The following is a 17090-nucleotide window of genomic DNA, read 5'->3' on the forward strand; positions in this document are numbered from 1 at the left end:
GTGTTCAATTTTTACTAGAGAATCGCGATGAGTGATGAACAATCCATAATAATCAAACGAATTAATAAGTGCCCTCATGCTGCGCATGGTGGGGCATGGAAGATTGCGTTCGCGGATTTCATGACAGCGGCCATGGCTTTCTTTCTGATGCTCTGGGTCCTTGGTGGGGTGAATGACGAGGAGATGAAAGCGATGGCCGAGTATTTTCGCGATCCCACCGTGATAGAAGCCTCGCCGATGAAATTGATTGAGTCTCAAGAAGCCGGACAGACTTCCGATGCCATGATTGATATGGGTGGATTTCAAGATGCGCCTAAGGGTAAAGAGGGGGATGAGGATGGTTCAGGTAAGGCTCAGGAAATGGCGCAGATGGAAGCCATGAAAGCCGCGCTTGAGAAAAAAATGGACGAGAACCCGACCCTAAGCCAGCTTAAGGAACAGCTGAAAATTGATATTACCCCTAATGGTTTGCAAGTGCAGATATTGGATGATCGCAAAAAACCGATGTTTGGCTCGGGTGTGGATTTACCAAGAGAGTATGCTTCCAGATTATTAAAAGAGGTGGGGTCTGTTTTGGCTAAAACGACCAATAAAATCAGTATTGCCGGTCATACGGATTCATCAGGTTATCACGATGATTCCGAATACACTAACTGGGAATTGTCTGCGGATCGAGCTAATGCTGCGCGTCGTTTGTTGCTTCAGGGTGGCGTCGACAGTAAGCGCATTGCCCAGGCTGTGGGTTTATCAGATACAGTGCCATTTGATAAAGAAAACCCGTATAATCCACGCAATAGACGAATCAGTATTATTGTTTTGTCCAAAGAGGCTGAAAGCCGGTTAAGAAGCTTAAGTGAGGCTCCGGCTATAGAAGATTTAACACAAGAATTGGCTAATCCAAGCTAATCAGTTCATAACGCAATTTTAGAAATCAAACTGGAAACTTAAAGGTAAAAACATGGCAGAAGAAGAAGTAAAAGAAAAAAGTGGTGGTGGTAAAGGGCTTATCATTGCACTTTTGGTCATTATGATTCTGTTGATAATCGGTATTGGTGTACTGGTTTTTCTTTTGATGAGCGGGGGCGATAAGTCTTCCGATGAAGCAAATTCCGAAACCGAAATGCACGCTTCGGCCGAGCACGGTGAAGGTGAGCATGCAGAAGAGAACAGTCGTGCTAAAACCTATTCACCTAAGTTCAAACAGTTTGAGCCACCAGCTCCCGGATCACCGCCGGTATACTTTACCATGGAAAAATTTGTAGTGAATTTCAATGGTGATGGAATGGCCAAGTTTTTGGCAGTGGACTTGAAGTTCATGTCCTATTATCCTCAGCTTGTGGGTGAAGGGGGAGAGATGGAGCATTTTCGTCCCATCCTGAAGAATGATATTCAACGTTTACTGCGCAATCAGCACTACAATGATTTAAATACCGCCGATGGGCCGGATAAACTGAGAGAAGAGATTTTGGCCACGGCTAAGAAGATTCTGGAACAGCATAATATTTATCCGGATCTTTTAGAAGATGTTTACATGACACGTTTTGTCATGCAATAGGCAACGGAATAAGGCACGCGAATGGATGATATTCTAAGTCAAGATGAAGTCGACGCCCTGCTCAAGGGAATGGGTGGCGGCGATGTCGAGACCGAAGGGGATGACTCTGGGGATAGCACCAGTGCCAAGGTCTACGATTTCACAAACCAGGAACGTATCGTTCGTGGGCGTTTGCCTGCTCTGGATATTATCAATGAACGTTTTGCACGTGGATTTCAGCGCCATTTTAATGAAATGATTATGGCCAGCGTTGAAGTCACGCCCGGTGAAGTGAAAATCATTAAGATGATTGACTATCTCAGGAATTTATTTGTCCCGACAAGCCTGAATATTTATCGAATCAATCCTTTGAACGGTGTCTCCCTATTCACTCTAGATTCCAAGTTGATATTTACTGCGGTTGATATTTATTTTGGGGGAACCGGACTTTTGCCTTTCAAAATCGAGGGGCGTGAATACACCCCGGTAGAAATGAGCATGGTCCGCAGTATCTTGGATATCTCATCGGAAAACCTGCGTAAAGCGTGGGGACCGGTTATGGACATCGAAATTGAATATATGCATTCGGAGATGAATCCGAAGTTTGCGGGAATTGTCGACCCGACTGACATGATTGTTGTGAGTCCTATTAACGTCCGTTTCGAAGGAGTGGAAGGGCGAGTCGATATTGTCATGCCTTATGCCATGCTTGAGCCGGTAAGGGATAAACTTGAAGAGGGCATGCAGAACCTTCAAGGTGAAAGTGACAATCGCTGGTCAAGAACGTTGAAAGAGGAGTCTAAAAACATTGAGGTTGACCTCAGTGCTAATCTGTTGGAACTTCAGATGAATATGGATGACCTAATGAAAATGGAAAAAGGCGATATTATCCCTATCGAGATGCCGAAACAGGTCACTGTTAAAGCTGAGGGAATCGCTATTATGCGCGGTAAATTAGGTGAAAGCCAAAATAAGAAAGCCGTTAAAATTGAAGAAATACTGCATCATCCTGCTTATCAAGAGCGAAAGGTTGAAAATGTGAAGGAGTGGTACGATGAGTGATGAAGAGGATTTAAGCGCATGGGGTGATGCGCTGGCGGAACAAGCCGAGTCTGAGGCGGCTGATTCTGGTGATACGGCTGCAGAGGATGATCCATGGGGCGCGGCTTTAAATGAGCAGGCCGAAGCAGAGTCAGCGGCAACGACCTCTGCATTGGATGAGTTGGCTGCCAGTCGAAATGACGGTAAAGAAAAAGTGGATCTTGATGTCCTTCTCGATATCCCAGTCACTTTGCAGTTGGAAATCGGCCGAGCCAAGGTGTCGATCCGCAATTTGCTGTCTTACACCCAAGGCTCGGTTGTTGAAATGGATCGCTTGGCCGGTGAACCGTTGGATTTATTGGTGAATGGAACCTTGATTGCTCACGGTGAAGTTGTGGTCATCAATGACAAGTTTGGGGTGCGCCTCACCGACGTAATCAGTCCGCAAGATCGAATTAAGAAGCTGAAGTAATGCGTATTGCTCAACCTATAATCAGTCTTATCCATGCAAAAAGAGGTTTTTTCAAACCTCTTTTTGCTATGTTGCTTTTAATTGCAACGTCATCGACCTTTGCTGAAGAGTCGTTAATTGGTGAATCCGTAGCTAAACCGAGTGACTATTTTGGCCAAATTATGTTGTCTCTTGTATTGGTATTGCTTATCATCTTTTTAGCGGCGTGGCTATTAAGACGATATGGTCGATTTCCAGGTGTGGCAGACGGTAATTTACGTGTAATAGGAGCTTTGTCAGTTGGTCAGAGAGAGCGCATATTGTTATTGCAGGTAGGAAAAGAGCAAATTTTGGTCGGAGTAACCAGCACTAGAATCAGTACCTTGCATCAGTTGACCGACTTGGTTGATAGCCGTACTTCAGAGCCCATGAAAGGACCTTTTGCTCAACGTCTGCAGGAAGCGTTATCGCAGCGAAAAGGGGCGTCAAAGCAATCCGAACAGAATGATGTGAGCCAAATAAACAGTGAAAATCCATAAATCCCTATTCATAGTCATTCTCTTCATGGTGCCCGCCGTAACTTGGGCGATGCCTGGCATTCCAGCCTTTACCGTTGAAACCGATGCGACCGGAAATCAAGACTACACTTTAACCATGCAGATCCTGTTATTGATGACAGGACTGACCTTATTGCCAGCAGCCTTGATTGCGATGACTTCCTTCTTGAGGATTATTGTAGTTTTAGCCTTGCTGCGACAGGCATTGGGAACGATGCAGACACCCTCCACTAAGGTGTTGATTGCCCTGGCGATGTTTTTAACGCTGTTTATTATGTCGCCTGTATTGGACAAGGTCTATGATACGGCGGTGGCGCCTTATCTGGATGAGCAGATTCAATTCAAGGAAGCGGTCGAAGTCGGTTCAAAACCGATGTATCAATTTATGTTACAACAGACACGGGAAGATGATTTGGGCATGTTTGCTGAAATGGCTGGGGTGACTCTGGAGGACCCGCAATCCATACCTTTCAAGGTGTTGATTCCGGCCTTTATGACCAGTGAACTGAAAACCGCTTTTCAGATAGGGTTTATGTTGTTTATTCCTTTTTTGATCATTGATCTGGTGGTGGCAAGTCTATTAATGTCAATGGGGATGATGATGTTGTCACCGATGATCATTTCCTTGCCATTCAAGCTGATGCTGTTTGTTTTGATAGACGGTTGGGTGTTGGTGGTCGGCACTTTGGCCAATAGTTTTGTTGTACCTGGGGGAATCTGATGCAGCAGGAATTGGTTTTGACATTGGGACAAAGAATGTTGGAGGTCACCGCCATGTTGGCCGCTCCACTGCTGGTTCCTGCCTTGATTGTAGGGTTGTTGATCGGGATGTTTCAGGCCGCTACCCAAATCAATGAAATGACATTGAGTTTTATTCCTAAATTGGCCATTGTTGGAGTCGCTTTAGTGGTGTTTGGCCCTTGGATGCTGACTACGCTGTTATCCTTTACCCGAGAGCTATATGAAAATATTCCAGCTCTGATTGGTTGAGGTTAAGTGATGGCTTTTAGCTATAACGAATTTCTTCAACTGTTAGGTTTGTATTTCTGGCCATTTGTCAGGATTGGTGCGATGTTGTCAGTCTTGCCAATCTATGGCATTAATTCCGTTTCTCCTCAAACTCGCATCATACTGACCTTATTTATAACCTTGGTGGTAGCCCCCAACTTGGCACTGCCTCCAGCGGTTGACCCTTTTACTTGGCAGGGAGTGTTGTTTCTGATTCAGCAAGTGTTGATCGGTCTGGCCATGGGCACGGTATTTTTAATTGTGTTCCAAGCCTTTGTGATGGCGGGGCATTTGATTGCCATGGGGATGGGGTTAGCTTTTGCGCAGATGGTTGATCCTGGAACCGGTGTGAATGCTCCGATCGTTTCCCAATACTTTACGATTATTGTGACCTTGTTATTTTTGGCTATGAATGGCCATTTGTTGATGATTCAAGTCGTTGTCGACAGTTTTGAATATTTGCCGGTCGGCGTGCATTTTCTGACGCAATCCAGTTTACGGGACTTGGTTGAATTTGGCGCTTATATGTTTTCAGCCGGGGTATTGATTGCGTTGCCGGCTATTACTGCGTTATTGTTAATCAACGTGGCCTTTGGGGTGGTGACTCGAGCAGCACCGGCATTGAATATTTTTGCAGTGGGCTTTCCGGTTACGTTGTTAGTCGGTTTGGTCATGTTGGCCTTGACGACTCCGGTTGTTTTGCCTCATCTGCAAGAGTTGGTACATCGTTCCGTTGATTTGATCAGCAGCTTCAGATTGGTAGCAGGTTAGCGGATATGGCTGAAAACCAAGACGGCACAGAAAAATCGGAAGAACCCACCGAGAAGAAATTACGAGAATCCCGTGAGAAAGGGCAAATCCCGAGATCTAGAGAGTTAACAACGGTATTGATGACTTTATCGGCGGGTGTGTTTCTGCTGCTGTATGGAAGCGTCATGTTCAGCAATATTGAGGAGTTGGCGATCAAAGGCATTCAATTTGATCGCGATATAGCGTTTGATGAACTCAAGATGTGGAGTCTGATTCAAGGATTGTTGCTCAGTGCCATATATATGATTATGCCGTTCATGTTGTTGATGGCTTTTATCGCCATCGTATCGCCTATGTTATTGGGTGGGTGGTCTTTTAGCACCAAGGCCATGGCTCCCAAACTCAGCAAGCTAAATCCGGTGTCTGGAATCAAACGCATGTTTTCCGCCAAAGCTCTGTTGGAACTTTTCAAAGCCTTGGCAAAGTTTACTTTAGTCATTTCGATTGCGACATTCTTTCTGTATTCGATTTTTACTGAGGTGCTAGGGTTGGGCTCTGAACCGCTTAAACAAGGGCTTGCCCATGCCGGTACCGTAATCATAGAAGCCTTTATTTTCGTGAGTTTGTCGCTGATTGTGGTGGCATTGATCGATGTGCCGTTTCAGCTTTGGGATCACAACCGCCAGTTGAAAATGACCAAACAGGAAGTGAAAGAAGAGTTCAAGCAGCAAGAGGGGAATCCCGAGGTTAAGGGGCGCATCCGACAGATACAACGGGAAATGTCCCAACAGCGCATGATGCAAAAAGTGCCTGAGGCCGATGTGATCATCACCAACCCAACCCATTTCGCGGTGGCCTTGAAGTATGACCCGCAAAGTATGCAAGAGCCGGTGGTGGTGGCGATGGGAATCGACTTCATGGCATCTCAAATACGGACCATTGCAAAAGAGCATGATATTCCGATTGTAGAAGCCCCACCATTAGCCCGTGCTTTATACTATAATGCGGAAGTCGAGCACGCGATTCCTTATGATTTATTTAAGGCGGTTGCGGCGATATTGGCTTATGTATACCAATTAAAGACAGGCGGGCAAACGGCTCAAACTAATTTTGAAAACCTTCCCATTCCTGAAGAGATGAAAACCGAGTAGTTTCTTCGAGAGAAAGTGAATTAAAGGCAAGATGGATCTTCAACAACTGTTTGCAAATATAAAGCAAAACTTCACTCGTGGATTGGGTGTGCCTATTGCCGTTTTGGCACTGCTGGGCATGGTTACGATTCCACTTCCGCCGATGTTGCTGGATGTGTTTTTTACCTTCAATATTGCCCTGTCTTTGGTTGTATTGATGGTGACTTTATACGCCAAACGTCCATTAGATTTCGCTATTTTCCCAACGATTATTTTATTGGCTACTTTATTTAGACTGGCTTTGAACATTGCCTCTACCCGTGTCATCCTGTTGGAAGGCCACCAAGGCGGAGCCTCTGCAGGCCATGTGATTGAAGCCTTTGGTGAGTTTGTTATTGGCGGGAATTTCGCAGTCGGTTTGGTGGTGTTTGCAATACTGGTGGTCATAAACTTTGTGGTCATCACCAAAGGGGCGGGGCGAGTTGCCGAGGTCAGTGCTCGTTTCACCTTGGATTCCATGCCCGGTAAGCAGATGGCGATTGATGCCGACTTGAATGCGGGCTTGATCACCCAAGAGCAAGCTCAAGAGCGTCGCCGTGAGATCACCTCTGAAGCCGATTTTTACGGTTCTATGGATGGTGCCAGTAAGTTCGTGCGCGGTGACGCCGTCGCCGGAATCATTATTTTGTTTATTAATCTTATTGGCGGTTTTGCGATTGGTATGGGTCAACACGACCTAGCATTCAGTGATGCCATTGAGGTCTATACCATCCTGACCTTAGGGGACGGTCTGGTTGCACAGATTCCGGCTTTATTGCTGTCAACGGCGACGGCGATTATTGTGACCCGAGTGTCAGGAGACCAAGATAATGACATGGGGCAACAGATGCAGATGCAGATGTTTGCCAATCCGCGCTCTTTGGGAATGACGGCTGGTATCGTTGGTGTTTTAGGGTTGATTCCTGGTATGCCGAATTTAGCATTTTTATCGTTTGCCGGGGTTGCCGGAGCAGGCGCCTACCTGATTCATCGTAAGCAACTGGAGGCTCCACCGCCTGAAAGCACCGTCACCCCTGAAGAGGAAGCCGAGGTAAAACCTGCGGAATTGAGTTGGGATGATGTTCAGTCATTGGATGTGTTGGGCTTAGAGGTTGGTTATCGTTTGATTCCAATGGTGGATCAGTCTCAGAATGGACAGCTTTTAGAGCGCGTAAAGGGTGTAAGACGCAAGGTCTCCCAAGAACTAGGCTTTTTAGTGCCGCCCGTTCATATTCGCGATAATTTGGACTTAAAACCAAACCAATATAGAATTATGTTGATGGGGGTTAACTCCGGTGAAGGAGAGGTTTTTCCTGACAAGGAGTTGGCGATCAATCCGGGGCAGGTATTTGGTGAGGTCGCCGGAACGCCGACCAAAGACCCAACTTTTGGCCTAGAAGCGGTTTGGATTGATGTAAAAGACAGGGAGCAGGCCCAGGCTCTGGGTTATACGGTAGTGGATGCGAGTACCGTCGTGGCTACCCATATCAGTCAGTTGCTGCAAGACTATGCTTATGAGTTGCTTGGGCATGAGGAAACGCAACAGCTGTTGGACAAGTTAAAACAGACTTCTCCCAAGTTGGTGGATGAACTGGTTCCGGATCGTCTGTCTTTGGCGGCAATCGTTAAGGTTCTTCAGAATCTGCTCCAAGATAAAGTAGCCATTCGTGATATGCGCACTATTTTAGAGGCTTTGACCGCTAAGGCGTCGCTGACACAAGATGCCAATGAATTGACACAGTTTGTTCGCTCTGCACTCGGTAGGTCGATTGTCCAGGATATATTGGGAGCGGAATCAGAGCTTAAAGTCATTACCCTTGAGCCAGGACTGGAACAGTTGTTGCTACAGGCTACACAAGGTGCGCCGGAAGGCCAGTTGGCCATTGAGCCGGGATTGGCAGAACGTCTGCACAGCACCCTAAAAGAAGAATCGCAGAAAATGGAAATGAGTGGTCAGTCGGCGGTATTGTTGGTGGCTCCACAGATTCGTGCCCAGTTAGCGCGGCTGTTTCGCTATAGCCTTCCAACATTGCATATTCTGGCTTATTCTGAAGTGCCAGAAAACCGACAGATCAGTGTGGTGGCCAACGTAGGACAGGGAGGGTAATTTGAAAATTAAGCGTTACTTCGCTCCTACGATGCGTCAGGCCATGTTGCAGGTAAAAGAATCGCACGGAGACGATGCGGTTATTTTGTCGAGCCGGACCACGGACGAAGGGGTCGAAATTGTGGCGGCTGCCGATCCGGAAGCTCAGGCTTATCAGGAAGAAAAAAACAAGAAGTCGAGCGGCAGCAGCTATGTTTCTCCGGAGCCATCATTGCAATCGGCTATACAGAAAGAAACGCCTTCCCATTCCCCTGAAATCAGTAGCATGGCTCAGGAGTTGAAAATGGTGAGAGCCATGCTGGAAAATCAGCTTTCCGGTTTGGCTTGGGGGCAAAATGAACAGATGAATCCTGAAAAGGTTCAGCTGATTAAGCGTTTGGTTCAGTTGGGAATTGGATGGACACTGAGTCAAGAGCTGGTTGAAAAAGCCGATTTTCAAAATGGGCAGGCCTGGTCAGAGATACTCTATGAAATTGAGCGCCGTATTCCCATTGAAGAGCGTGATGTTCTCGAAAACGGTGGGATTGTGGCTTTAGTTGGGCCTACCGGAGTGGGTAAAACCACCACCATCGCGAAAATGGCCAGTCGCTTCGTGATGCGACATAGTCCCAATGATTTGGCTTTGATCACCACGGACTGCTATAAAATTGGTGCCCAAGCACAGCTTAAAACCTTTGCGGATTTGATCAGTGTCCCGGTTCACGTGGTCAAGTCTCAAGGCGAGTTGTATGCTTTGTTGACATCCTTGAACAATAAAAAGTTGATTCTAATTGATACTGCCGGAATGAGTCAGCGTGATTTGCAGTTGTCACAACAATTGACGTCAGCGCACGAAGGGATCCGTACTGTGCGTAATTATTTGGTGATTTCGGCGGCAACGCAGTTGAATGTCATGAAAGACATTGTTAAATCTTTCGGGCAGGTGGGTTTACAGGGCTGTATTTTGACCAAGGTGGACGAAGCATTGCAATTAGGTAATATTTTAACGGTTCTGATTGAAGAACGTCTTTCATTGGCCTATCTGTCTGAAGGACAAAGGGTGCCAGAAGATTTAATGCCTGTTAAAATTCGTGACCTGATAGATCGGGCCATTGTATTGGGGCAACAAAACTCAAATATTCAAAGTGATGAGAGTGCATTCCGTATGGGAATGGGAAAGGAGATATCTGATGCTCAATGATCAAGCAGCAGGCTTGCGAGCAATGCAATCCGGGCAAATGCAAAATGCCAAACCAGCCGGAAATCCGGTTAGAGTCATCGCGGTCGCCAGCGGTAAGGGCGGAGTGGGCAAGACCAATGTATCGGTTAATCTAGGGGTGTCGCTCAGTAAAATGGGCCAGCGTGTTTTGTTGATGGATGCGGATATGGGCTTGGCCAATGTCGATATTATGCTGGGTCTGCAAACCCGATACAATTTGGCCCATGTGCTGGATGGCGAGAAAACTTTGAAAGAAGTCATTGTCGAAGGTCCGGCAGGTTTAAAGATTATTCCCGCCGCTTCGGGCGTCAAACGCATGGCGCAGCTAACGGCTATGGAAAATGCGGGAATCATCAATGCATTTTCGGAATTGAATGGCGAACTGGATGTACTGATCATAGATACCGCAGCCGGGATTGCCGACAGTGTGGTGAGCTTTTGCCGAGCCTCCCAAGAGGTGGTGGTGGTGGTAACGGACGAGCCAGCGTCGATCACGGATGCTTATGCATTGGTTAAGGTGCTTAGCCGGGATTATCAAGTTTCACGTTTTCGGTTATTAGCCAATATGAGTCGTTCCGAGCAACACGGTCGTCAGTTATATGAGAAGTTTTCACGGGTTTGCGAGCAATTTTTGGACGTGAGCCTTGATTATTTGGGTACCGTGCCTTATGACAACGATTTGAGGGAAGCGGTGCAAAGACAGGTTCCGGTTACGATTAGCAAGCCCAACAGTGCGGCGGCAAAATCGTTTAAAGAGATGGCTCATGTCATAGATTCATGGCCGGTACCGCAAGGCGTCACAGGTTACCTGCAGTTTTTCGTTGAAAGTTTGTTTCAATCGGGTCATTAGGAAATTGCCATGAGTGCAACCGAGGTTTATACGTCAGTACAGAAACATGCATGTAATACGCAGGCAGACAGCCTTGAGGAATACTTGCCGCTGGTTAAGCGCATTGCCTATCACCTGAAAGGGCGTTTGCCGGATAGTGTATTTGTGGACGATTTGATTCAATCCGGCATTATCGGATTGATTGAAGCGATGCAGAAGTTTGATGCCACTCAGGGAGCCAGTTTTGAAACCTATGCCGGTATCCGGGTGCGTGGTGCCATGTTGGATGAAATTCGGAAAGGCGATTGGACGCCGAGATCCGTGCATCGTAAATCACGGGAAGTGAGTGATGCGATCAATCGTCTTGAATCTCGCAACGGTCGCGAGGCCAAAGCGGATGAAATTGCTCTGGAAATGGGAATCACGGTGAATGAGTATCACGCGATTTTAAAAGATACCAGCGGGGCACAACTGCTCTCTATCGATCAGCCTGATCACGATGAGTTGTCCGAAGACCGTATGTTGGGTTCTTTTTTATCGCCATTTGCCGAGCTCACAGAGGCTGGATTTCAGCAAGCTTTAGCCGAGCAAATTATGGAATTGCCGGAAAAAGAGAAGTTGGTGATGGCTTTGTATTATGACGAAGAATTGAACCTCAAAGAGATAGGTGAAGTCCTTGAGGTGAGTGAGTCCAGGGTCAGTCAGATTCACAGTCAGGCAATCAAGCGTTTACGGGCGCGGTTGGCTGACTGGATTTAAATTTATGATAAGAATAGACGTTTAAGGAAAGCGAAATGCAAATTAATAGAGATATGAATATTTTGGTTGTCGATGATTTCTCAACCATGCGTCGCATTGTGAAAAACCTTTTAAAAGAGTTGGGGTTCAGTAAGTTTGATGAAGCCGACGATGGCTCGACAGCTTGGCCCATGGTGCAATCTGGAAAATACGATTTCATTGTGAGTGACTGGAATATGCCGCAAATGACCGGAATTGATTTGCTGCGTCACGTCCGTGCAGATGAGAATCTTAAGGATACTCCTTTCTTATTGATTACTGCAGAAGCGAAACGAAGCCAGATTCTTGAAGCCGCACAGGCGGGTGTGGATGGTTATATCGTCAAGCCTTTTACAGCCGCCACTCTGAATGAGAAAATACAAAAAATATTCGCACGTGTTGCTGAAAGACAATCATCTTAAGTCCTTTAATGAACTAAGAATGTAAAAAAACCCTTGAGTGATCCGTTCACTGTTGAGGGTTTTTTTTTGACCAGAGGAAATACCATGACATTTGCCACCCAAATAGATAAACAACAGGTTCAGGCTTTATTGGAGGCTTTGGAGCAGGATGATCGCTCTCAAGCCAGTCATCTATTGGATGAACTCACAAAAATCAGAGAAGGTGAGTTGCATCAACAATTGCGTGTCTTGACGCAAAATTTGCATCAGACACTGGATGACTTGGATTTGGATACGCCGATATTATTACATGCTAAACACGATCTGCCTGATATTACTGAGCGGTTGAGATATGTGATTGATGAAACCCAGACAGCCAGTGAAAAAACCCTGGGTTCGGCTGAAAATGCCCTGAGTTTCTTGGAACAACTTGAGTCAATATTGAGTGAAGGCATGACCGAGGAGTCGCGTAAGGATGGTAAGCCATTAATTGAACAGTGTAGTTCGGAGTTGACCAACATTATGCTGGCTCAATCTTATCAAGATTTGACGGGCCAGGTATTGAATCGGGTGATCTTAATTGTCACGGCGCTCGAAGAGAGCTTAAGAGAATTGATTCAACGCTCCAAGCACGAATTTCACGCCATTCCTGATAAGCATGTGGATGAAATGCAACGAAAGCAGCAAGAGGCTCATGGGGTGGGGCCTAATGTGACGGCCAAATCGAAACAAGATGCGGTCGAGAGTCAGGATGATGTGGATGATCTGCTAGACGATTTGGGTATCTAGAGTGGCCAACGGCGTTAAAGGTGATGGCCTCGCAGATTTATGGCATGACGTTTGCTAACTATTCTTAAGTTATTAAATACAGAGCATAAAGAGTCAGAGATGGCTTAGCGAGAAGAGGTAAAGGTTGTGGATGAAGATATTTTACAAGACTTTTTAGTCGAAGCGACCGAGCTGGTTGATCAACTCAATGAGCAACTGGTTGATCTGGAGCATTCGCCTGATGATCGTGATTTATTAAATGCGGTTTTTAGAGGGTTTCATACCATTAAAGGCGGCGCTGGCTTTTTAGGAATCACTCCCCTTATTGAAGTCTGTCACCGTGCAGAAAACGTGTTTGATAAGATTCGTAATGGAGAAGTTGAATACGATGCCGTGACTGCAGATGTAATTCTGAGAGCGTTTGATATTATTTCTGATGCCATTGTCCAACTCAACGACGGTCAACGTGATCTACCTGAAAATGACCCGGGTTTATTGAGTGAACTGGATGCCCTGACCAAAAAACAACACGCACCGGACGTGGCCGCTGCAGATGAAAACATGACGGACGAACCTAAATTGCAGTTGGCCGAGGGGTTAGATCCAGATGGTGAGATTACCGATGATGAATTCGAAGCACTATTGAATCAGCGAGACAGCTTGGAGGGGGCTGGAGCCGCGTCTGAGTCATCAGAAGCGGGTGATTCAACTCCGAAGGTTGAGCTGACGTTGGATGAGGGTTTGGATCCTGATGGCGAGATTTCGGATGATGAATTTGAGGCATTGTTGAATCAGCGTGACATGTTAGAGATGGCGGCAATGGATAGTGAAATGCCGCCGGAACCTGAACCAAAACCTGTTGAAGAGGCAATACCTGCCGCTGTGGTGCCCAAAAAAGAACCGGAGCCTGCCCCCAAAAAGGTGGCGACAAAAGCCGAGTCCTCACCGGCTAAAGCGCCATCTAAAAATACAGCAGAATCGACGGTCAGGGTCGATACCAAAAGGCTTGACGAGATTATGAATCTCGTGGGTGAGTTGGTGTTGGTCAGAAACCGCTTATTGACACTGAGAACAACCCAGGGAAGCAGTGAAGATTTGTCTAATGCCGTTGCTAACTTGGATCATGTGACCACGGACCTTCAGACATCGGTTATGAAAACGCGTATGCAACCGGTTAAAAAGGTGTTTGGAAGATTTCCTCGAGTGGTCAGGGATTTGGCACGCAAACTCGGAAAAGAGATTGATTTGGAGTTGCGTGGTGAAGAGACCGATTTGGATAAAAACCTGGTAGAGGCATTGGCCGATCCATTGGTGCATTTGGTCCGCAACTCGGTTGATCACGGGATTGAAATGCCAGAGGATAGAGCACAGGCAGGCAAGCCTCGCAAAGGCACGGTTATTTTGGCCGCCGAGCAGGAAGGAGACCATATATTATTGTCGATTACCGACGACGGAAAAGGCATGGATCCTGATGTTCTGCGTCAAAAGGCCGTCGAAAAGGGCATGATGGATGAAATGACGGCCAATCAGCTTGATGACAAGTCTGCATTTGAACTGATCATGTCGGCCGGATTTTCCACAGCGGATCAAATCAGTGATATTTCCGGGCGCGGGGTCGGTATGGATGTGGTCAAAAGTATGATCACCAAATTGAATGGCAGTATTGATATCCATTCCGTGCTTGGTGAAGGTACACGTATGAGTATCCGTGTGCCTCTGACGCTGGCCATTCTGCCTACCTTAATGGTTTCATTTGAGGAAGACAATTATGCGATTCCGTTGACCAGTGTTCAGGAAATCTTTGATTTCGATCCGGAAAAAACCAATAAGATCGACGGCCAAATGATGGTCAGATTGAGAGATAAAAGTATCCCGCTTTACTTTTTGGGCGAATGGCTAACTCCCGGGCAACAAAAGGACAGCTATGCCGAGGATAAGGTGGTCATTGTATCGATTGGAAATCAAAGGGTTGGCTTGGTCGTAGAGCAGGTTAATGGTCAGGAAGAAGTCGTGATCAAACCTTTAGGCATGATGCTTAAGAAAGTACCAGGCTATGCCGGAGCAACCATTACCGGTAACGGAAGCATTGCACTGATTTTGGACTTGCCAGGTGTGATACACCGCTTTCAGTACTAATGGAGTTAGGATATGAATATGGATGGGCAGCAAGAGATGTCAGGTAATCAATTAATAGATGCGGGGATGGATGAGGATGTCAGTTATTTAGGACCCAGTGCCCGTTGTGTTTTGTTTACCCTTGAAGATGAGATCTATGGCATTCATGTCAAGAAAATCAGAGAAGTTCTGAGGGTCGGCAAGATTCGCGAGGTGGCAGGCACACCAGCCAATGTGCTGGGGGTGATTAATGTTCGTGGGGTGATCGTTACGGTGGTGGATACGCGTATTATTTATGGCATGCCACCTAAACCGGTTACCGACCTCTCCAGAATCATTATTGTCGAGATCGATGATGAAAATACCGTGGGAATGATGGTCGACTTTGTGATGGAGGTGAAGGACATACCTGAAAGCAAGTTCGAAGCTCTGTCATCAACCAAAGAAAATGCTTCCCGCTATATTCAAGGTATTGCGCACTATCAAGATAATGTCATTATTCTTGTAGACGTTGATAATATGCTGACCCAACTAGAGTGACCGATGTAGGCGAGTCACTTACTTTTGCTTCCCTGTTTTATTCTGTTTTAGGTCGCAGATTTGGTTTGAGTTAGGCCCTTACATTTTTTGTTGGGGCTTATTATTCAGAGGACTGCCCGGGAATCGGTTTTTCATTGATCTGATAAGCGAAAATCAATACTTGGGCAATGGCTTCGTAGAGCACTTCTGGAATTTCTTGGTTTAATTCGACTTGACTGAGCAGCTCAACCAGTTGTTGATCTTCTTTAATCGGGATATTGTGCTGTTTGGCGATTTCCAAAATCTGTTCGGCAACCAGGCCTGCCCCTTTTGCCGTAACCAGCGGAGCCCCTTTACCTTCATATTCAAGCGCAACCGCTACTTTTTGGTTAAGGGTGGTTGTGGTGGACTTGTCCATGTCTGCCAAGCATTCTACGGCGTGAAGTGGGGCTGATTAATTGAGCTGTAAAGCTTGAGCAAGCCCGATTTTCTCAGCAGAGGTCTTCAGAAGTTCGTTGGCATTTTGCCATTCGATGCTTTTCTGGTTTTTCCTGGCGGATTCAATCAACATCAACAAGGCTTGAAGCCCACTTGTGTCAATGGTCTCAATTGCCTGGGCATTGAGAACGATGTTATCTCCAGTGTTCAAAAAGGCTTGGTTGAGTTCTGTGTAAGTACTGTCAATGGTGTGAATGGTGAGACTCTCTGGAAGGGTGATGGTGTCACTCATCTTGTTACCTCTGAAATCAAATGATTGGAAATCCCGCTAAAGCCACTTTCATGATGTAAATCCTGAAGGTGGCTTTGATAGATTAAAGGACTCGGTTAATAACCGAAAGCAGCTTTTCCGGGCTGAATGGTTTTACAATCCAGCCCGTTGCACCCGCTTCTTTACCTTTGGTTTTCATATCACCGGAAGATTCCGTGGTAAGACACAAAATAGGGGTGAACTTGTAGTTTGGCATGGCACGCAAAGCCGTAATCAGTTCAATACCATTCATGTTTGGCATGTTGATGTCGGTGACAATTAGGTCAAACTGGTTTTGTTTGGCGATATCTAATGCGATTGCACCATCTTCTGCTTCGCTGACGTCATGCCCGGCGGACTTTAACGACATACTCACCATTTGGCGCATTGATTTAGAATCGTCTACAGCTAAGATTTTTGACATTGTAACTCTCTCACGGTCTAATTTTTTTACTAGAAACTAATACGGCTAACTTACTTGGTTTTATTCGGCATTTAAGCTTTTTTTGATGGATGCCAGGATGCCATCGTTAATCAACTGGTTAACGTTCAGTACGACAATCATTTTATCTGCTACTGTGGCTAAGCCGTTGACATATTCGGTATGGATGGTCCCACTCATGTCAGGAGAGGATTGTATCTCTTTAGGGTTTAAAGAATATACATCAGAAACACCATCGACAACCAAACCGATAATCTTTTGGCTGCCATTGGAGTCCACTGCACGAAGAATAATCACTACGGTTGAATCATTGTAGGTGACCTCATTCAATCCAAAACGAACCCTAAGGTCAATGATAGGGACGACGGCACCTCGAAGGTTGATTGCTCCCATGACATATTTTGGCGTGTTTGGAATAGAGGTGGTTTTTTCCCAACCCTTAATTTCTTGGACGGTTAAGATGTCCACACCGTATTCTTCGTTGCCCAAAATAAAACTTAAAACCTGATCATCATGTTCATTTTTATGATCAATCTGCTCTTGAATTGTATCAAGATTCGTATCCATAGTTAGTCTCTCAATTCGTTGAAACTATTGACGGTAAAGTACCCTATTCAAATTCAAACGTCCAGCCCTTTATGGGGTTATTTTGTCTAAACCCGGGATTAAATCGTCC

21 protein-coding genes are annotated in these 17090 nt (G+C 46.0%); 17 read left to right on the forward strand and 4 right to left on the reverse strand.

All coding sequences use genetic code 11. The annotated features are described in order from the left end of the window. The first annotated feature begins 27 nt into the window (after nt 1-27). From motB to B076_RS0104595, 17 genes are all read left to right on the forward strand, one after another. Nucleotides 28-906 carry a flagellar motor protein MotB gene (gene motB / locus B076_RS0104515; protein ID WP_028486261.1) on the forward strand — a complete coding sequence of 293 codons (879 nt, stop codon included), beginning with the start codon at nt 28-30 and terminating at the stop codon, nt 904-906. A gap of 52 nt (nt 907-958) precedes the next feature. Next, complete coding sequence (locus B076_RS0104520) at nt 959-1555, forward strand: flagellar basal body-associated FliL family protein (RefSeq protein ID WP_028486262.1); 597 nt, start codon at nt 959-961, stop codon at nt 1553-1555. Between the two features lie 21 nt (nt 1556-1576). Then, the gene (gene fliM / locus B076_RS0104525; RefSeq protein ID WP_028486263.1) at nt 1577-2596 is read left to right on the forward strand and encodes a flagellar motor switch protein FliM; all 1020 of its coding nucleotides are present in this window, start codon (nt 1577-1579) and stop codon (nt 2594-2596) included. Continuing rightward, nucleotides 2589-3047: a flagellar motor switch protein FliN gene (fliN, locus tag B076_RS0104530; RefSeq protein WP_028486264.1), complete on the forward strand. Its 459-nt coding sequence runs from the start codon at nt 2589-2591 to the stop codon at nt 3045-3047. Before fliM ends, fliN begins: the two co-directional genes overlap by 8 nt. Next, a complete protein-coding gene (gene fliO, locus B076_RS12105) occupies nt 3047-3565 on the forward strand; it encodes a flagellar biosynthetic protein FliO (protein ID WP_051347172.1) in 519 nt (172 codons plus the stop codon). Before fliN ends, fliO begins: the two co-directional genes overlap by 1 nt. 25 nt (nt 3566-3590) lie before the next feature. Beyond that, nucleotides 3591-4304, forward strand: coding sequence for a flagellar type III secretion system pore protein FliP (gene fliP, locus B076_RS0104540; protein ID WP_038150410.1), 714 nt, complete (start codon nt 3591-3593; stop codon nt 4302-4304). Beyond that, nucleotides 4304-4573, forward strand: coding sequence for a flagellar biosynthesis protein FliQ (gene fliQ / locus B076_RS0104545; protein WP_028486266.1), 270 nt, complete (start codon nt 4304-4306; stop codon nt 4571-4573). Before fliP ends, fliQ begins: the two co-directional genes overlap by 1 nt. Before the next feature lie 9 nt (nt 4574-4582). Further along, nucleotides 4583-5362: a flagellar biosynthetic protein FliR gene (gene fliR, locus B076_RS0104550; RefSeq protein WP_028486267.1), complete on the forward strand. Its 780-nt coding sequence runs from the start codon at nt 4583-4585 to the stop codon at nt 5360-5362. 5 nt (nt 5363-5367) lie between these two features. Next, complete coding sequence (flhB, locus tag B076_RS0104555; protein ID WP_028486268.1) at nt 5368-6492, forward strand: flagellar biosynthesis protein FlhB; 1125 nt, start codon at nt 5368-5370, stop codon at nt 6490-6492. Between the two features lie 31 nt (nt 6493-6523). Then, nucleotides 6524-8617 (forward strand): flagellar biosynthesis protein FlhA, encoded by a 2094-nt coding sequence (gene flhA, locus B076_RS0104560; RefSeq protein ID WP_028486269.1) that lies wholly within the window; start codon nt 6524-6526, stop codon nt 8615-8617. A 1-nt stretch (nt 8618) separates the two neighbouring features. Continuing rightward, complete coding sequence (flhF, locus tag B076_RS0104565) at nt 8619-9797, forward strand: flagellar biosynthesis protein FlhF (protein WP_028486270.1); 1179 nt, start codon at nt 8619-8621, stop codon at nt 9795-9797. Continuing rightward, entirely contained in the window at nt 9787-10665 is an 879-nt protein-coding gene (locus B076_RS0104570) for a MinD/ParA family protein (protein WP_028486271.1), read from the forward strand. The genes flhF and B076_RS0104570 overlap by 11 nt, the downstream gene beginning before the upstream one ends. A 9-nt stretch (nt 10666-10674) precedes the next feature. Next, nucleotides 10675-11403 (forward strand): RNA polymerase sigma factor FliA, encoded by a 729-nt coding sequence (locus tag B076_RS0104575; protein ID WP_028486272.1) that lies wholly within the window; start codon nt 10675-10677, stop codon nt 11401-11403. Between the two features lie 35 nt (nt 11404-11438). Further along, nucleotides 11439-11843 (forward strand): chemotaxis response regulator CheY, encoded by a 405-nt coding sequence (locus B076_RS0104580; RefSeq protein WP_456154823.1) that lies wholly within the window; start codon nt 11439-11441, stop codon nt 11841-11843. Nucleotides 11844-11927: 84 nt separating this feature from the next. After that, on the forward strand, nt 11928-12611 hold the full coding sequence (locus B076_RS0104585; RefSeq protein WP_028486274.1) for a protein phosphatase CheZ: 684 nt from the start codon (nt 11928-11930) through the stop codon (nt 12609-12611). Between the two features lie 126 nt (nt 12612-12737). Continuing rightward, the gene (locus B076_RS0104590; RefSeq protein WP_028486275.1) at nt 12738-14726 is read left to right on the forward strand and encodes a chemotaxis protein CheA; all 1989 of its coding nucleotides are present in this window, start codon (nt 12738-12740) and stop codon (nt 14724-14726) included. A gap of 18 nt (nt 14727-14744) precedes the next feature. Further along, nucleotides 14745-15245, forward strand: a complete 501-nt coding sequence (locus B076_RS0104595) for a chemotaxis protein CheW (protein WP_051347353.1) — start codon at nt 14745-14747, stop codon at nt 15243-15245. Nucleotides 15246-15345: 100 nt separating this feature from the next. Here B076_RS0104595 and B076_RS0104600 read toward each other — a convergent pair whose 3' ends face one another. From B076_RS0104600 to B076_RS0104615, 4 genes are all read right to left on the reverse strand, one after another. Beyond that, nucleotides 15346-15642 carry an EscU/YscU/HrcU family type III secretion system export apparatus switch protein gene (locus B076_RS0104600; RefSeq protein ID WP_028486277.1) on the reverse strand — a complete coding sequence of 99 codons (297 nt, stop codon included), beginning with the start codon at nt 15640-15642 and terminating at the stop codon, nt 15346-15348. Nucleotides 15643-15678: 36 nt separating this feature from the next. Further along, entirely contained in the window at nt 15679-15954 is a 276-nt protein-coding gene (locus B076_RS0104605; RefSeq protein WP_028486278.1) for an STAS domain-containing protein, read from the reverse strand. An 82-nt stretch (nt 15955-16036) separates the two neighbouring features. Beyond that, a complete protein-coding gene (locus tag B076_RS0104610) occupies nt 16037-16396 on the reverse strand; it encodes a response regulator (protein ID WP_028486279.1) in 360 nt (119 codons plus the stop codon). Between the two features lie 60 nt (nt 16397-16456). Beyond that, a complete protein-coding gene (locus B076_RS0104615) occupies nt 16457-16981 on the reverse strand; it encodes a chemotaxis protein CheW (protein WP_051347173.1) in 525 nt (174 codons plus the stop codon). Nucleotides 16982-17090 lie beyond the last annotated feature (109 nt).

Origin of the sequence: Thiomicrorhabdus chilensis DSM 12352 (assembly GCF_000483485.1) — a bacterium.
Lineage (GTDB): Bacteria > Pseudomonadota > Gammaproteobacteria > Thiomicrospirales > Thiomicrospiraceae > Thiomicrorhabdus > Thiomicrorhabdus chilensis.

Excerpts from the sequence above, each read along its gene's own strand:
- motB (WP_028486261.1), top strand. The coding sequence starts at position 28 with ATGAGTGATGAACAATCCATAATAATCAAACGAATTAATAAGTGCCCT.
- B076_RS0104520 (WP_028486262.1), top strand. The coding sequence starts at position 959 with ATGGCAGAAGAAGAAGTAAAAGAAAAAAGTGGTGGTGGTAAAGGGCTT.
- fliM (WP_028486263.1), top strand. The coding sequence starts at position 1,577 with ATGGATGATATTCTAAGTCAAGATGAAGTCGACGCCCTGCTCAAGGGA.
- fliN (WP_028486264.1), top strand. The coding sequence starts at position 2,589 with ATGAGTGATGAAGAGGATTTAAGCGCATGGGGTGATGCGCTGGCGGAA.
- fliO (WP_051347172.1), top strand. The coding sequence starts at position 3,047 with ATGCGTATTGCTCAACCTATAATCAGTCTTATCCATGCAAAAAGAGGT.
- fliP (WP_038150410.1), top strand. The coding sequence starts at position 3,591 with ATGGTGCCCGCCGTAACTTGGGCGATGCCTGGCATTCCAGCCTTTACC.
- fliQ (WP_028486266.1), top strand. The coding sequence starts at position 4,304 with ATGCAGCAGGAATTGGTTTTGACATTGGGACAAAGAATGTTGGAGGTC.
- fliR (WP_028486267.1), top strand. The coding sequence starts at position 4,583 with ATGGCTTTTAGCTATAACGAATTTCTTCAACTGTTAGGTTTGTATTTC.
- flhB (WP_028486268.1), top strand. The coding sequence starts at position 5,368 with ATGGCTGAAAACCAAGACGGCACAGAAAAATCGGAAGAACCCACCGAG.
- flhA (WP_028486269.1), top strand. The coding sequence starts at position 6,524 with ATGGATCTTCAACAACTGTTTGCAAATATAAAGCAAAACTTCACTCGT.
- B076_RS0104570 (WP_028486271.1), top strand. The coding sequence starts at position 9,787 with ATGCTCAATGATCAAGCAGCAGGCTTGCGAGCAATGCAATCCGGGCAA.
- B076_RS0104575 (WP_028486272.1), top strand. The coding sequence starts at position 10,675 with ATGAGTGCAACCGAGGTTTATACGTCAGTACAGAAACATGCATGTAAT.
- B076_RS0104580 (WP_456154823.1), top strand. The coding sequence starts at position 11,439 with ATGCAAATTAATAGAGATATGAATATTTTGGTTGTCGATGATTTCTCA.
- B076_RS0104585 (WP_028486274.1), top strand. The coding sequence starts at position 11,928 with ATGACATTTGCCACCCAAATAGATAAACAACAGGTTCAGGCTTTATTG.
- B076_RS0104595 (WP_051347353.1), top strand. The coding sequence starts at position 14,745 with ATGGATGGGCAGCAAGAGATGTCAGGTAATCAATTAATAGATGCGGGG.
- B076_RS0104600 (WP_028486277.1), bottom strand. The coding sequence starts at position 15,642 with ATGGACAAGTCCACCACAACCACCCTTAACCAAAAAGTAGCGGTTGCG.
- B076_RS0104605 (WP_028486278.1), bottom strand. The coding sequence starts at position 15,954 with ATGAGTGACACCATCACCCTTCCAGAGAGTCTCACCATTCACACCATT.
- B076_RS0104610 (WP_028486279.1), bottom strand. The coding sequence starts at position 16,396 with ATGTCAAAAATCTTAGCTGTAGACGATTCTAAATCAATGCGCCAAATG.
- B076_RS0104615 (WP_051347173.1), bottom strand. The coding sequence starts at position 16,981 with ATGGATACGAATCTTGATACAATTCAAGAGCAGATTGATCATAAAAAT.